Annotated in this window: 11 protein-coding genes, 1 tRNA gene and 2 pseudogenes; 9 read left to right on the top strand and 5 right to left on the bottom strand. The window is 65.2% G+C overall.

Translation table 11 applies throughout. The features are described from left to right. The first annotated feature begins 218 nt into the window (after positions 1-218). The 4 genes and pseudogenes from MWU77_RS18460 to MWU77_RS18445 all read left to right on the top strand — a co-directional run. A complete protein-coding gene (locus tag MWU77_RS18460; protein ID WP_247274434.1) occupies positions 219-1,598 on the top strand; it encodes a rhodanese-like domain-containing protein in 1,380 nt (459 codons plus the stop codon). 31 nt (positions 1,599-1,629) lie between these two features. Continuing rightward, positions 1,630-2,004 (top strand): thioredoxin, encoded by a 375-nt coding sequence (gene trxA / locus MWU77_RS18455; protein WP_247274433.1) that lies wholly within the window; start codon positions 1,630-1,632, stop codon positions 2,002-2,004. A 310-nt stretch (positions 2,005-2,314) separates the two neighbouring features. After that, entirely contained in the window at positions 2,315-3,595 is a 1,281-nt protein-coding gene (locus MWU77_RS18450) for an MFS transporter (RefSeq protein WP_247274432.1), read from the top strand. Positions 3,596-3,666: 71 nt separating this feature from the next. Beyond that, a pseudogene (locus MWU77_RS18445) lies at positions 3,667-4,032 on the top strand (TlpA disulfide reductase family protein); the annotation flags it as partial. A 94-nt stretch (positions 4,033-4,126) separates the two neighbouring features. On the opposite strand, the pseudogene MWU77_RS25150 reads toward MWU77_RS18445, so the two are convergent. After that, a pseudogene (locus tag MWU77_RS25150) lies at positions 4,127-4,479 on the bottom strand (cytochrome c biogenesis protein CcdA); the annotation flags it as partial. Between MWU77_RS25150 and MWU77_RS25010 the strand changes: the two are divergent. Next, a complete protein-coding gene (locus tag MWU77_RS25010; RefSeq protein ID WP_374229910.1) occupies positions 4,478-4,927 on the top strand; it encodes a multicopper oxidase domain-containing protein in 450 nt (149 codons plus the stop codon). The pseudogene MWU77_RS25150 and the gene MWU77_RS25010 overlap by 2 nt on opposite strands. 226 nt (positions 4,928-5,153) lie before the next feature. Here MWU77_RS25010 and MWU77_RS18430 read toward each other — a convergent pair. Continuing rightward, positions 5,154-5,230, bottom strand: a tRNA-Leu gene (locus tag MWU77_RS18430). A gap of 111 nt (positions 5,231-5,341) precedes the next feature. Here MWU77_RS18430 and MWU77_RS18425 point away from each other — a divergent pair. Continuing rightward, complete coding sequence (locus tag MWU77_RS18425) at positions 5,342-5,953, top strand: ANTAR domain-containing response regulator (protein ID WP_169686674.1); 612 nt, start codon at positions 5,342-5,344, stop codon at positions 5,951-5,953. 75 nt (positions 5,954-6,028) lie between these two features. Then, positions 6,029-8,752, top strand: a complete 2,724-nt coding sequence (gene polA / locus MWU77_RS18420) for a DNA polymerase I (protein ID WP_374229909.1) — start codon at positions 6,029-6,031, stop codon at positions 8,750-8,752. A gap of 84 nt (positions 8,753-8,836) precedes the next feature. On the opposite strand, the gene trxA (MWU77_RS18415) is transcribed toward polA, so the two are convergent. The 3 genes from trxA (MWU77_RS18415) to MWU77_RS18405 all read right to left on the bottom strand — a co-directional run bounded on the left by trxA (MWU77_RS18415) (position 8,837) and on the right by MWU77_RS18405 (position 10,928). After that, complete coding sequence (gene trxA / locus MWU77_RS18415; protein WP_169686676.1) at positions 8,837-9,208, bottom strand: thioredoxin; 372 nt, start codon at positions 9,206-9,208, stop codon at positions 8,837-8,839. A 112-nt stretch (positions 9,209-9,320) separates the two neighbouring features. Then, the gene (locus MWU77_RS18410) at positions 9,321-10,334 is read right to left on the bottom strand and encodes a GlxA family transcriptional regulator (protein ID WP_247274431.1); all 1,014 of its coding nucleotides are present in this window, start codon (positions 10,332-10,334) and stop codon (positions 9,321-9,323) included. Between the two features lie 75 nt (positions 10,335-10,409). After that, on the bottom strand, positions 10,410-10,928 hold the full coding sequence (locus tag MWU77_RS18405) for a 2'-5' RNA ligase family protein (protein ID WP_169686678.1): 519 nt from the start codon (positions 10,926-10,928) through the stop codon (positions 10,410-10,412). On the opposite strand from MWU77_RS18405, the gene MWU77_RS18400 reads away from it, so the two are divergent. Together MWU77_RS18400 and MWU77_RS18395 are read left to right on the top strand one after the other, a co-directional pair. Beyond that, positions 10,927-12,060, top strand: coding sequence for an isocitrate/isopropylmalate dehydrogenase family protein (locus tag MWU77_RS18400; protein ID WP_169686680.1), 1,134 nt, complete (start codon positions 10,927-10,929; stop codon positions 12,058-12,060). The two genes, MWU77_RS18405 and MWU77_RS18400, sit on opposite strands and share 2 nt — an antisense overlap. A 101-nt stretch (positions 12,061-12,161) precedes the next feature. After that, positions 12,162-13,076 carry an ABC transporter substrate-binding protein gene (locus MWU77_RS18395; RefSeq protein ID WP_169686682.1) on the top strand — a complete coding sequence of 305 codons (915 nt, stop codon included), beginning with the start codon at positions 12,162-12,164 and terminating at the stop codon, positions 13,074-13,076. Positions 13,077-13,083: the final 7 nt, after the last annotated feature.

The raw sequence follows: 13,083 nt of genomic DNA, 5'->3' as shown, positions 1-13,083 counted from the left end.
GCCTTTCGGTCGGGGAAATTGGAAGCGATGTTTGTCAACGATGCCCCCGGGGGTATTACCCGACTATCGTAATCATACCCCTGGAGGTATGTGAAACCGGCGCGGTACGCCGAGTTTCGACGCGAATGTTGATACCCAGGGGGGTACTTGACATACCCTAGGGGGTATATGCCACCCTTGTCTACATCGAGACCGAAACGACCTTTACGGAGGAGTCCATGATTCTCGAGCAGTACTACATCGAGTGCCTCTCCCACGCGTCCTACCTCATCGGCGACGAGAGCGCGGGCCGGGCGATCGTCGTCGACCCCCGTCGCGATATCACCGAATACCTCGACGACGCAAGAAAATACGGACTGACCATCGAAGGCGTCATCAACACCCACTTCCACGCCGACTTCGTCTCCGGCCACCTCGAACTGGTCGACGCCACCGGCGCGTGGATCGGATTCGGCGAAGCCGCCGAGACCGACTACCCCATCCGCCGCCTGCACGACGGCGAGAAGCTGTCGCTCGGTGAGGTCGAACTCGAGATCCTGTCGACCCCGGGACATACCTGGGAGTCGATCTCGGTGCTGGTGCGCGAGCATTCCGAGGCTGTCCCGGCCGCGGTGCTCACCGGCGACTCGCTGTTCATCGGCGATGTCGGCCGCCCGGACCTGGTCAACCTCGGGGACGGCTCGACCAGTGATCTGGCGCGGGCGATGTTCCACACCGTGCACGCGAAGCTGCTGACGCTGCCCGACGAGGTCGTCGTCATGCCCGCCCACGGTGCCGGTTCGTCTTGCGGGAAGAACCTGTCGACCGAACTCACCTCCACCATCGGGGAGCAGCGCGCCACCAACCCGTCCGTGCAGCCGATGAGTGAGGACGACTTCGTTGCCCTGGTCACCGAAGGTCAGCCGGCTGCCCCGGCGTACTTCTCGGTCGATGCAGCGATGAACAAGCGGATCCGTCCGCTCCTGATGCAGGACCATATGATTCCGGAGTTGACTCCGGAGCAGGTGAGGGCCGAACTCGTCGTCGGCACGCGTGTTCTCGATGCGCGCAGCGTCGATGATTTCGCCGCCGGGCATCTGCGTGGTTCGGTCAACGTCGGGTTCGACGGGCGTTTCGCGGAGACCGGTGGCATGGTCGCCGAGGTCGGTGAGAAGATCGTGCTGATCACCTATCGCGGTGAGGAGCAGGACGCCGCGATGCGTCTGGCCCGTATCGGATCCGACGGCGCAGTAGGCTATCTGAATGTCGACCACGATGGGGTATTTCCCGCGGAACTGGCCGATTTGATCGAGACTGCACCCCGGACGACGGTCGACGAGCTCGACCGGTTGCTTGCTGCCGATACGGTCACCCTCGTCGATATCCGCAATCCCGGTGAACTCGAATCCGGAACCATTCCGGGTGCGGTTCCGATCCCGTTGGCGCAGTTGCGTACTCGACTCGACCAGGTTCCTTCCGGTAAGCCGATCGTGGTGCACTGCGCGGGTGGGTGGCGTTCGAGCGTGGCGGCGTCGCTGCTGCGTGCTCAGGGTTTCGAGAACGTCACAGATCTGCTGGGAGGCTACAACGCGTGGGCCGAATCCCACGTACCCGCCTGATTGTTCCGGCGTCGAAGAAGGAACGGAACCCATGACAACGAAGAACCTCACGATGGCGGACTTCGAATCCACCATCGCCGGCAACGGCATCGTGCTCGTCGACTTCTGGGCACCGTGGTGCGGCCCGTGCCGTGCTTTCGCTCCGGTCTTCGAGAAGTCGTCACAGACGCACCCCGAGATCGTGCATGCCAAGGTCGACACCGAAACCGAGCAGCAACTCGCCGCCATGGCGAACATCCGCTCGATTCCGACGATCATGGCCTTCCGAGAAGGCGTGCTCGTCTACTCACAGCCCGGCGCGTTGCCGGCACCTGCTCTCGAGGACCTGGTCACCTGGATCGAGGCCCTCGACATGGCCGAGATCCACAACCGGATTGCCGAACAACGCGCGGCCTCTCGCTCCTGACCCCTGTACGGCAGGATCCAACTCTCATCGAGGAGAACTCTCATGTGTTACCCCGTCACCTGCTCGAACTGCGGAAGAACCGGATGGGGTGGATGCGGACAGCATGTCGACGCGGTCATGCGTTCCGTGCCCGCCGCCGATCGCTGTACCTGCGGCCAGGTCACCGCCGAACGCCGCACCTTGCGTTCGCTGTTCCGGCGCTGACCATCGCCGCACACACGATGTCCATCCGTCGACTCCTAGTAGCGGTCGAAGCGGTGCTCTCCGGCCCGGAGACGGGATCGTCAGCCCAGGCCGTGGAGGCCGGGTCGTGAGCACCAGGGACACCCCCCGGCCTCCGGTGCTGGGTCTACGTGCCAACGCCGCCCAGTTCGCACTCCTCGTGGCCGTCAATGCTCTGGTCGGAGGCATGGTCGGTCAGCAGCAGACGGTACTTCCGTTGCTGGCTGAGGGCGAATTCGGTTTGAGCGGTTACACATTCATTTTCACCTATGTAGCGGCCTTCGGTATCACCAAGGCGATCGCCAACTACTTCGCCGGGACCTTCTCCGACCGCTACGGACGCAAACCCGTACTACTGGCGGGATGGTTGTTCGCCCTACCAGTGCCCCTGATGCTCGTTCTCGCCCCCGACTGGTGGTGGGTGGTGGCCGCCAACGTGCTGCTGGGTATCAATCAGGGACTGACCTGGTCCACGACGGTCGTGATGAAGATCGATCTGGTCGGCCCGTCGCGGCGCGGCCTGGCCATGGGCCTCAACGAGGCTGCCGGTTACGGCGCCGTCGCCGTGACTTCGTTGTTCGCCGGTTACCTGGCCGAGCATTTCGGTCTGCGGCCAGCGCCCTTCTTGCTGGGGCTGGCATATGCCGCTCTGGCACTGCTGTTGTCGGGTGTCTTCGTGAAGGAGACCCGGGCGCACGCGCTGCTCGACGCCGGGCATCACGTGGCTCGCGCCGACGGTCTCCACGACCATCTCCACGCGGATCTGACCGACCGGCAGATCCTGGTCCAGACGAGCCTGCGGGAGCCCGCTCTGTCCTCGGCGAGCCAGGCAGGACTGGTCAACAACCTCAATTTCGGTCTCTCGTGGGGTTTGTTCCCATTGTTGTTCGCCACCGCGGATCTCACCGTGGCACAGATCGGCCTGCTGTTCGCTCTGTATCCGGCAGTGTGGGGAGCAGGCCAATCTGTCACCGGAGCCGTCTCGGACCGAATCGGACGCAAACATCTGATCACCGCAGGGATGATCACTCAGGCGGCCGCTCTGGTGGTCATCGCGCAGAGCGACACGTTCACAGGCTGGGCGATCGGCACCGTGCTGCTCGGTGCGGGTACCGCCATGGTCTATCCGACCCTTCTGGCTGTGATCGGCGACGTCGCTCACCCGCTCTGGCGTGGACGCGCCGTCGGCGTCTACCGTGTCTGGCGCGATCTGGGCTATGCGGTCGGGGCGATCCTCGGTGGGATCGTCGCCGACCTGATGGGACTGCACGCGGCCGTCTGGATGGCCGCCGCTGCCAGCGCTACGTCCGCGCTGATCGTGTCGGTGCGCATGTACGAAACCCACCAACCGCTCCCGGCCGATCGGTAGGACAAGGACCGCTGCACGATCGGGCGCTCGGTGTCCTCCCTCAGTCTCATCGACGGGGCACCGCGGACAGGGGGCAACCGACGCTGCTCAGTCTCTGGGCCTGGTGGTGCGCACCGGGTCGCAGCGAAACCGACTACCTTGAAAGGGCTTTCGGCGCTAGCTGCAACCTGGACGTGCAGTTTCTCGGAATCAACGTCCGCGATCCCCAGCGTGACCAGACGCAGGACTTTGTCATCGACATCCAGGTCACCTACCAGACGATCTACGACCCGCCGATGCGCGCCCTGACCGTCCTCGGCGACAATTCCCCACCAGGGTCATCCCGTGCTCGGTCGGCAGCATCGGGTGGCTGCGGTATTTCTACGAGCGCTGTTGAAGAGGACCTGCAACCGGTCATCGAACGAGTAGCGGCCGAACCGGCGGCGGTCGAACCATGATCGTGCTCGCCCGAGGAATCGGTGCCGGTTTTCAGGACCCGGCTGCGTCCGGGCCCTTGCCGTTGGTCCACGGCAGGCCCCGCCGCAGGCACTACGCGACGATCAGCAGCACTCCGCGGGCTGCGGTGGCGCCTTCGGTGCGGCGGCCCCGGACAGCGTCGGGCCCAGGTACGGCGTCCATCCAAGAGTGAACACCACGGTGCATCCCTCGACGAACAGACCGGCGGCGACGGTGACCCGCCCCCGCGGTACGCATCCGATGGTCATGGGCGGGTCGGTGCGTTCTTCAGTTGTCTGCCGGGGCATCGGCGCCGGAGATTTCGGCCAGATACGAGAGGTAGCCCGCGCCAAAGGCACCACGCACGGGAAGGCGAACGAGATCAACCCCACCAACACACACTCGCCGACCCGCTTCGCCCGCGGCGACATCGACATCGACGAATTCATGGCCAGCCGGCAGGTGCTGATGCACCCTGACGCCACCGCGACCGAACACCCGAGGGGCAGGTTCATGGCTGAGCTGGCCCGCCGATCCTTCCTTCTCGGATCAGTACCTGCCGGCGCCGGAGTCCTGGCGGACTGTTCCGGATCGGGAGCGGCGACCGGCGTCCCCGTGCAGCCCTCGTCGAATGCGGTGCGTCGCGCCGAGCAAGCGCGCCGCACCCCTGGTGGCCGGCAGGTGGTCACGGCCCGGTTGACGCCGCGCCCGGTCCAAGTGGACCTCGGCGGGCGCATCTTCTCGACCTGGGGCTACGACCAGAATCTGCCCGGGCCACTGATCCGGGCCCGTGCCGGGGATCTGCTGCGGGTGGAGGTCGACAACCAACTTCCGGCCGAGACGAGCGTGCACTGGCAGAACCTGGATATCGGCGATGATTCGGAACACACTGTCTGACCGGTTCCGTCGGCATCTCGCCACCGTGCAAGCGAAGCTGGGGGAGGACGTGGTACCGACCATCCGGGTGCATGACCTGCGCCACCCTCACGCGTCTGGTCTGGTGCGTGAGGGTTCCCGGCGAAGGTGGTGGGACCACGAGCGGTGTCTATGAGGCGGGAAGAACCACTGGCGGGACCACGGCCACTGTCTACCACGCGGATAATGTTGTGACCTGTATGAACCTTGGTGCCCCCGGTGAGACTCGAACTCACACTGGACGGGTTTTGAATCCGTTTCCTCTGCCAATTGGGATACGGGGGCGTGGTGCGGAGACCACTGTAAGGGATGGGTGTGCGGGAGGCGAACACCGGTACCCTTCTAACGTTCGATTCCCTCACGGGGGCATCCGCAGCGAGAGGGGAAGGGTCCGCCATGACAGCCGTGCCGCAGGACGACAACGCCGGGGCGAAGAGAGTCGTCGTCGCCGAAGACGAGGCGTTGATCAGGCTCGATCTGGTCGAAATGCTGCGCGAAGAGGGATACGACGTGGTCGGCGAAGCGGGCGACGGGCAACGCGCCGTCGAACTCGCCGAGGAGCTGAGACCCGACCTCGTGATCATGGATGTGAAGATGCCGCGCCGCGACGGAATCGACGCCGCATCGGAGATTGCGCAGAAGCGCATTGCCCCTGTGGTCATTCTCACAGCATTCAGTCAGCGCGAACTCGTCGAGCGCGCGCGCGATGCGGGGGCGATGGCGTATCTCGTCAAGCCGTTCTCGAAGAGCGATCTGGTTCCGACCATCGAGGTGGCGGTCAGTCGGTTCGCCGAAGTCCGTGAACTCGAACGCGAAGTACAGGGGTTGTCCGAGCGGTTCGAGACCCGCAAGCTCGTCGACCGGGCCAAGGGAACGTTGATGGACAAGCATGCGATGACCGAGCCGGAGGCGTTCCGCTGGATCCAGCGCGCGGCGATGGACCGGCGCACCACGATGAAGCAGGTCGCCGAGGTGATCATCGAGAGCTTGGGGGAGACCGCCGGCTGAGTGTCGACGCGGGTCGCACCGCGCAGTTCGTCCGGGTGGTCGTGGACGTCGTACGCGGTCCCTAGACTGACACGCGTGACCCGTGCATCCGCTTCTCCCTCGACCACCCCGGCCGCCGACGACCGCCCGACCCTTCTGCTGCTCGACGGCCATTCGCTGGCGTTCCGCGCGTTCTATGCGCTGCCGGCCGAGAACTTCAGAACTACCAGCGGGCAGACCACCAACGCGGTGTACGGGTTCACCTCGATGCTCATCAATCTTCTGCGCGACGAGAAGCCGTCTCACGTCGCGGCAGCATTCGACGTGAGCCGCAAGACGTTCCGGGCCGAGATGTATGCCCCCTACAAAGCGCAGCGCAGCGCAGCACCCGACGAGTTCAAGGGCCAGATCGACGTCACCAAAGAGGTACTCGGCGCCATGGGCATCCCCGTCATGGCGGAGGAAGGGTACGAGGCCGACGACATCATCGCGACCCTCACCACCCAAGCCACCGCCCTCGGTTACAAGGTGCTCATCGTCACCGGCGATCGCGATGCTCTGCAGTTGGTCACCGACGACGTCACCGTGCTCTATCCGAAACGGGGCGTTTCCGAACTGACGCGCTTCACCCCCGAAGCCGTCGAAGAGAAGTACGCACTCACCCCGGCGCAGTACCCGGACTTCGCCGCGCTGCGCGGCGACCCCAGCGACAACCTCCCCGGCATCCCCGGAGTCGGCGAGAAGACCGCCGCCAAGTGGATCCGCGAGTTCGGTAGCCTCACCGACCTCGTCGACCGGGTCGACGAGGTGCGCGGAAAGACCGGGGATGCGCTCCGCGAGAACCTGTCGAACGTGCTGATGAATCGTCAGCTCACCGAGATGGTGCGGGAAGTGCCGCTGCCGTACACACCGGAGGCTCTCGCGCTCGCACCATGGGACCGAGACAAGATCCACCGGCTCTTCGACGACCTCGAATTCAAGGTCCTGCGTGATCGACTCTTCGAGACCCTCGCGTCTGCCGAACCCGAAGCCGACGAAGGATTCGAGGTGCGCGGCGGCGTCGTCGAGCCGGGTGCCCTCGGCGACTGGCTCGCGGAGCACGCCGTTGCAGGGCGGCGGCACGGACTGTCCGTTGCCGGGCCGGGTACTCCGTACGGCGGCGATGCAGTGGCCGTCGCGATCGCGGCCGACGACGGAGAGGGCGCCTACGTCACGACCGTGGCCCTGACACCGGAAGACGACAGTGCGCTCGCTGCATGGCTCGCCGACGCCGCCGTGGAGAAGGCCCTACACGAGGCCAAGTCGGCCATGCACGCGCTGCGTGGGCGGGGCTGGACTCTCGCCGGAGTCACCAGCGACACGGCGCTGGCGGCGTATCTTGTGCGCCCGGGGCAGCGCAGCTTCAAACTCGACGATCTCTCGCTGCGCTATCTCAAACGGGAACTGCGAGTGGAAGATTCCGGCGCCCAACAACTTTCCCTGCTCGACGACGAAGACGCGGCGGACAACCAGGCCGCAGAAGGTGAAATATTGCGGGCTCGCGCGGTCGTCGACCTCGCGGCGGCGCTCGACTCCGAACTCGCAGACATCGAATCGGTGCGGCTACTGACCGAGATGGAGTTGCCGTTGCTCGAGGTCCTGGCCGATCTCGAGGCCACCGGCATCGCCGTCGACGCCGATCACCTGCACGACCTGCAGGCAGGCTTCGCCGCCGACGTCGCCGCCGCCGCGAACTCCGCGTACGAGGTGATCGGTAAGCAGATCAACCTCGGTTCGCCGAAGCAACTGCAGGTCGTGTTGTTCGACGAACTCGAGATGCCGAAAACCAAGAAGACCAAGACCGGCTACACCACCGACGCCGATGCTCTGCAGAACCTCTTCGAGAAGACGGAACATCCGTTTCTCGAGCATCTGCTCGCGCACCGTGAATCCACCAAGATGAAGACCACCGTCGACGGTCTCATCAAGTCGGTGGCCGACGACGGCCGCATTCACACCACGTTCAACCAGACGGTCGCGGCGACCGGACGACTGTCGTCCACCGAACCGAACCTGCAGAACATCCCGGTCCGCACCGACGCAGGCAAACAGATCCGCAACGGCTTCGTCGTCGGCGCCGGATACGACCTGCTCCTGACTGCCGATTACAGCCAGATCGAGATGCGCATCATGGCGCATCTATCCGGCGACGAAGGCCTGATCGAGGCGTTCAACACCGGAGAGGATCTACACAGTTTCGTCGGTGCCCGAGCGTTCGGCGTGCCGATCGAAGAGGTCACCCCCGAACTACGCCGACGGGTCAAAGCAATGTCCTACGGTCTGGCGTACGGTCTGAGCGCTTACGGTCTCGCGCAGCAGCTCAAGATCTCCACCGACGACGCCCGCGAGCAGATGGAGGCATACTTCACCCGTTTCGGTGGTGTGCGCGACTACCTCCACAACGTCGTGGAAGAGGCACGCAAGGTCGGTTACACCTCCACCCTCTACGGGCGTCGCCGGTACCTGCCCGACCTGACCAGCGACAACCGGCAGCGGCGCGAGGTCGCCGAGCGAGCCGCGCTCAACGCGCCGATCCAGGGCACCGCAGCCGACATCATCAAAGTTGCGATGATCGAGGTGCAGAAAGCACTCGACGACGCAGGCCTGCGCTCACGGATGTTGTTGCAGGTCCACGACGAACTCGTTCTCGAAGTCGCCGAAGAGGAGCGTGAACGTGTCGAGGAGATGGTCCGCAGCAAGATGGACTCGGTGATCGACCTGTCGGTGCCGCTGGAAGTATCGGTCGGCTACGGCCGCAGCTGGGACGCCGCCGCCCACTGAGCCAAGCGCCCGCGCAGGAGTGCCACTCACAGCGACGCGGCTCGATTCCCGTACAGGAATCGAGCCGCGTCGCGGTCGTCCGAGTCAGCTCTGAGCGTTCGACGCTTCGTCGATCTGCTTGCGCACATCGTCCATATCGAGAGCCTTGACCTGTGAGACGAGGTCTTCGAGTGCTGCAGGTGGCAGTGCACCTGCCTGGTTGTACACCAGAATTCCTTCACGGAAAGCCATGATCGTCGGGATCGAGCGAATGTTCGCGGCTGCCGCGATCGACTGTTCGGCCTCGGTGTCGACCTTTGCGTGCACAACGTCCGGATGCTGCTCGGACGACGATTCGAAGGTCGGTGCGAACTGCTTGCAGGGGCCACACCAATCGGCCCAGAAGTCGACGAGCACGATGTCATTGCTGGTGACGACCTCGTCGAAGTTCTGCTGAGTGAGAGCTTGGGTTGCCACGGTGGTCCTTTCGGTTCGGGCGTGTCGACGGGTGCAACAGCGAGCCGCCCCCATTTCTTCCGCCACGCTACGCGAGGTGGGCAACCCGGGGGTGGCGGTTGCGGGGTTCACGTCACTCCACCGGGGCCGACTCCGCGGATCGAAAGGTTCGGCGGTACTCGTGGGGAGTGGTGCGGCGAAGACGCAGGAAATGCTGCCTGAGCACCGGCGCGGTGCCGAAGCCGACTCGGTCGGCGACGACATCGATCGGCAGATCCGTGCTTTCGAGAAGCTGCTGCGCTGCGAGCACCCGCTGCCCGCGTATCCACCGCGCCGGGGTGGTGCCGGTTTCCTCCGTGAACCGTCGCGCGAAGGTCCTGGGCGACATGTGTGCCTGCTCGGCGAGCACGGTCACCGGCAGTTCGCGGTGCAGATTCTCGGCGATCCAATCGAGCAGCGGGCCGATCGAGTCATCGGTGCACTCGGGAAGTGGTCTGGATATGTACTGGGCTTGCCCGCCGTCGCGGTGCGGTGGTACGACCATGCTCCGCGCGATCGTGTTGGCGACCTGCGAACCCTGGGTGCTACGCACGATGTGCAGGAGCAGATCGATGCTGGCGGCGGTGCCCGCACTCGTCAGCACCGGATGCTCGTCGACGTAGAGCACATCGCGATCGACTCGGGCCGACGGATACATCGAGGCGAGCCGGTCCGCGTACCGCCAATGGGTGGTGCATCGGCGGTCGTCGAGGAGGCCGGCGGCGGCGAGAACGAATGAGCCTGTACACAGACTCGCTACCGGAGTGCCCCGATCGACCGCGGTCCGCAGTTTCTCGAACAGCGGCTCGAGGACAGCTAGGTCGGAGCTCCCGCTGCGCACGAACTCGGGATCGGTCAGGTCGCCGGCCTCGGTGCCGCCGGGCGGCACGATGATCAGGTCGGCGTCGTCGAGGCGGTCGAGGTCGTACGGCACATCGATGGAGTAGCCGTACTTCGTGGTGACGGGTTCGGTGCTACCTGCGACGTGCACGAACTCGTAGTCGGGCAGGCCGTCGTCCGCGAGGTCACCTCCGAAGACCTCGCAGGCAACGCCGAGTTCGAACATCACGATGCGTGGGAGGACGGGCACGACCACGTTGCGGAGCACGAAACCCAGTCTCCCCGCGCAGTGGCAGAAAATCGAACGATTGCCTGAAATCTGCCACCGAGGCCGTCGGTCGGGTCAGCAGAGCCGCCACTCCCGTTTCGCGGTGCCGTCCCAGCGCCGGATTCGGTCCGCCGTACCGGCCGGGTCACCCGGGGTCAGGTGGGCGGCGACCACTGCGGCGCCGACCCGATCGGCGGGGACCCGCCGTGCCAGCGTCACATGCGGAGTCCATTCACCCGGACGGATGTGCGCGGGAATCCCGGGACACTGCGAGAACGTGGCGAACAACCGGGCCTGCAGGTCCAGCAACGGCGCCGAGGGCACAACGAGGCGCGCCACCGTCGCGTGGCGCCCCCCGAACAGCACCACACCGCCGAGGAGTATCGGCAGTTCGACACTCGAGACGGCTTCACTCGCAGCCTCCTCCACAGCAGGCGAAATCGTTTCCGCCACGAACAGCGTGACGTGTGGCCGATTCGATTCGGCCCGGACCCGCTGCTGACTGTCGATACCGGCCGTGTGCAGGCTCTCCCACTGCGCGCGGACATAACCGTCGAGGCGGTCATCGAGTAGTAGCTCCACCGACTGCACCATGATGCGCAATGATGGCGCGGTGACCCACGAGACTGCAACGGCAAACCATGAGACTGCACTCTCGCAGCCCCAGCGCATCGGCCTGATCGAAGGTGATGGCATCGGCCACGAGATCGTTCCCGCAACCCGCCGTGTCGTCGACGCGGCGGTCGCCGCTGCGGGAGGGCCGGGCGTCGAGTGGGTGCCGTTGCCGCTCGGGGCCGATGCCATTGGCAGTCACGGCACCCCGGTACCGGAATCGACTCTCGAGGTGCTGACCGAGCTCGACGGCTGGATCCTGGGGCCGCACGACAGCGCGTCCTACCGCGACCCCTTTCGCACAGCGCTACCTCCGGGTGGCCAGATCCGGAAGCACTTCGACCTGTACGCGAACATCCGTCCCGCCCGAGCGCTGCCGGGCACCGGCGCCGTGGTACCCGAGATGGATCTGGTCGTCGTACGCGAAAACACCGAAGGCTTCTACGCCGACCGCAACATGGCGGAAGGCAGCGGTGAATTCATGCCGACACCCGACGTCGCCCTCGCCGTCGGTGTTGTCACCCGTGCGGCCTGCGAACGAATTGCGCACACCGCCTTCGATCTGGCCTCACGTCGACGAAAACGAGTCACCATCGTGCACAAGGCGAACGTGCTGTCGAAGACGACCGGGTTGTTCAGGGATGTGTGTCGCGAGATCGGACGCATGTATCCGAGCGTGGACGTCGACGACGAGCACGTCGATGCGATGGCCGCGCTGCTCGTCCGACGCGGCGGTGAGTTCGACGTTATCGTGACCGAGAACCTCTTCGGAGACATCCTGTCCGACCTCGCAGGTGAACTGTCCGGCTCACTCGGCAGCGCCCCTTCGATCAATGCGTCCGCTCGTAGGACGATGGCGCAGGCGGTCCACGGCGCCGCACCCGACATCGCCGGATCAGGTCGCGCCAATCCGACCGCCCTGTTCCTGTCCTCGGCGATGCTCCTCGACCGCCTCGCCGTCAGCGGGGACCCGTTCCTCGGCGGTGCGGCGCGCGCGCTCGAGCGAGCCGTCACGGAGACGATCGGAGCCGGTGTCGCCACCGCAGACCTCGGCGGGAGGGCATCGACAATCGAGTTCACGGATGCGGTGATCGAGCAGATCAGCGCCCCATGAGGGAGTGCGTGCGACGTTCGTAACACGGCACTGGATCGGCCCGCGACATCACACAGCACAGATTTGCAGACACACAGAGCGCTCCGGTCTACTGTGCGGATGTGGATGGACCAGCTCACTCTCGTGCCCGACGGCCCCGGCTCGCCGGCGTCGTAGCCGCAGTGCTGCTGCTCCTCGTGGCCGTGACGGGTTGCGTGGTCAACACCGAATCCACCGTGCCTCCCGGCGACCGGGTACATGCCCAGCGCGTCGATGCGCTCGCTGCGCAGCTCCCACCCTCGACGGCGGCGGCAGGCGTATTGAAGGTCGGCGCGAATGTGCCATACGCACCCAACGAATTCAAGGACGACGACGGCACCATCGTCGGGTTTGCCGTCGAACTCGTGCAGGCCCTCGGCGATGTGCTCGGTGTCGAAGCCGTGTTCTACGAGTCGGACTTCGACCGGATCATTCCCGCAGTGCAGTCCGGTACCTTCGATGTCGGCTCGTCGTCGTTCACCGACACTCTCGAGCGCGAGCAGTCCGTCGACTTCGTCACCTACTTCAGCGCAGGAATTCAGTGGGCGCAGCGGGTCGGTGAACCGGTCGACCCCGACAACGCCTGCGGATTGAGAGTGGCCGTGCAAACGACCACCATCGAAGACATCGAAGAGGTCCCCGCGAAGAGCGAGGCCTGTGTGGAGGCGGGCCTTCCGCCCATCGAGAAGATCAAGTACGACAGCCAGGACGAAGCCGCCAACGCCCTGATCCTCGGCCGCGTCGACGCGCTGTCCGCCGATTCCCCGGTGACCGCCTACGTGATCGAGCGCAGTGAGGGCCGGCTCGAATCTGCCGGCCCGCTGTTCGACGCCGCACCCTACGGATTCGTCGTCGGAAAGGGTGCTCCGATCGGCCCTGTCCTGCAGCAGGCGATGCAGCACCTGATCGACTCGGGGACGTATCAGCAGATCGCCGACCGCTGGGGCATGACCGAGGGGACGATCACCATGTCGCAGATCAATGCGGCGACGAGCTGAGGAAGGG

It is taken from the genome of Rhodococcus sp. F64268 (assembly GCF_023015605.1).
GTDB lineage: Bacteria > Actinomycetota > Actinomycetes > Mycobacteriales > Mycobacteriaceae > Rhodococcus.
The sequence above is the reverse complement of the archived record's forward strand: the minus strand, read 5'-3'. Positions and strand labels throughout refer to the sequence as shown.

Excerpts from the sequence above, each read along its gene's own strand:
- MWU77_RS18460 (WP_247274434.1), top strand. The coding sequence starts at position 219 with ATGATTCTCGAGCAGTACTACATCGAGTGCCTCTCCCACGCGTCCTAC.
- trxA (WP_247274433.1), top strand. The coding sequence starts at position 1,630 with ATGACAACGAAGAACCTCACGATGGCGGACTTCGAATCCACCATCGCC.
- MWU77_RS25010 (WP_374229910.1), top strand. The coding sequence starts at position 4,478 with ATGGCCAGCCGGCAGGTGCTGATGCACCCTGACGCCACCGCGACCGAA.
- MWU77_RS18425 (WP_169686674.1), top strand. The coding sequence starts at position 5,342 with ATGACAGCCGTGCCGCAGGACGACAACGCCGGGGCGAAGAGAGTCGTC.
- MWU77_RS18400 (WP_169686680.1), top strand. The coding sequence starts at position 10,927 with ATGATGCGCAATGATGGCGCGGTGACCCACGAGACTGCAACGGCAAAC.
- MWU77_RS18405 (WP_169686678.1), bottom strand. The coding sequence starts at position 10,928 with ATGGTGCAGTCGGTGGAGCTACTACTCGATGACCGCCTCGACGGTTAT.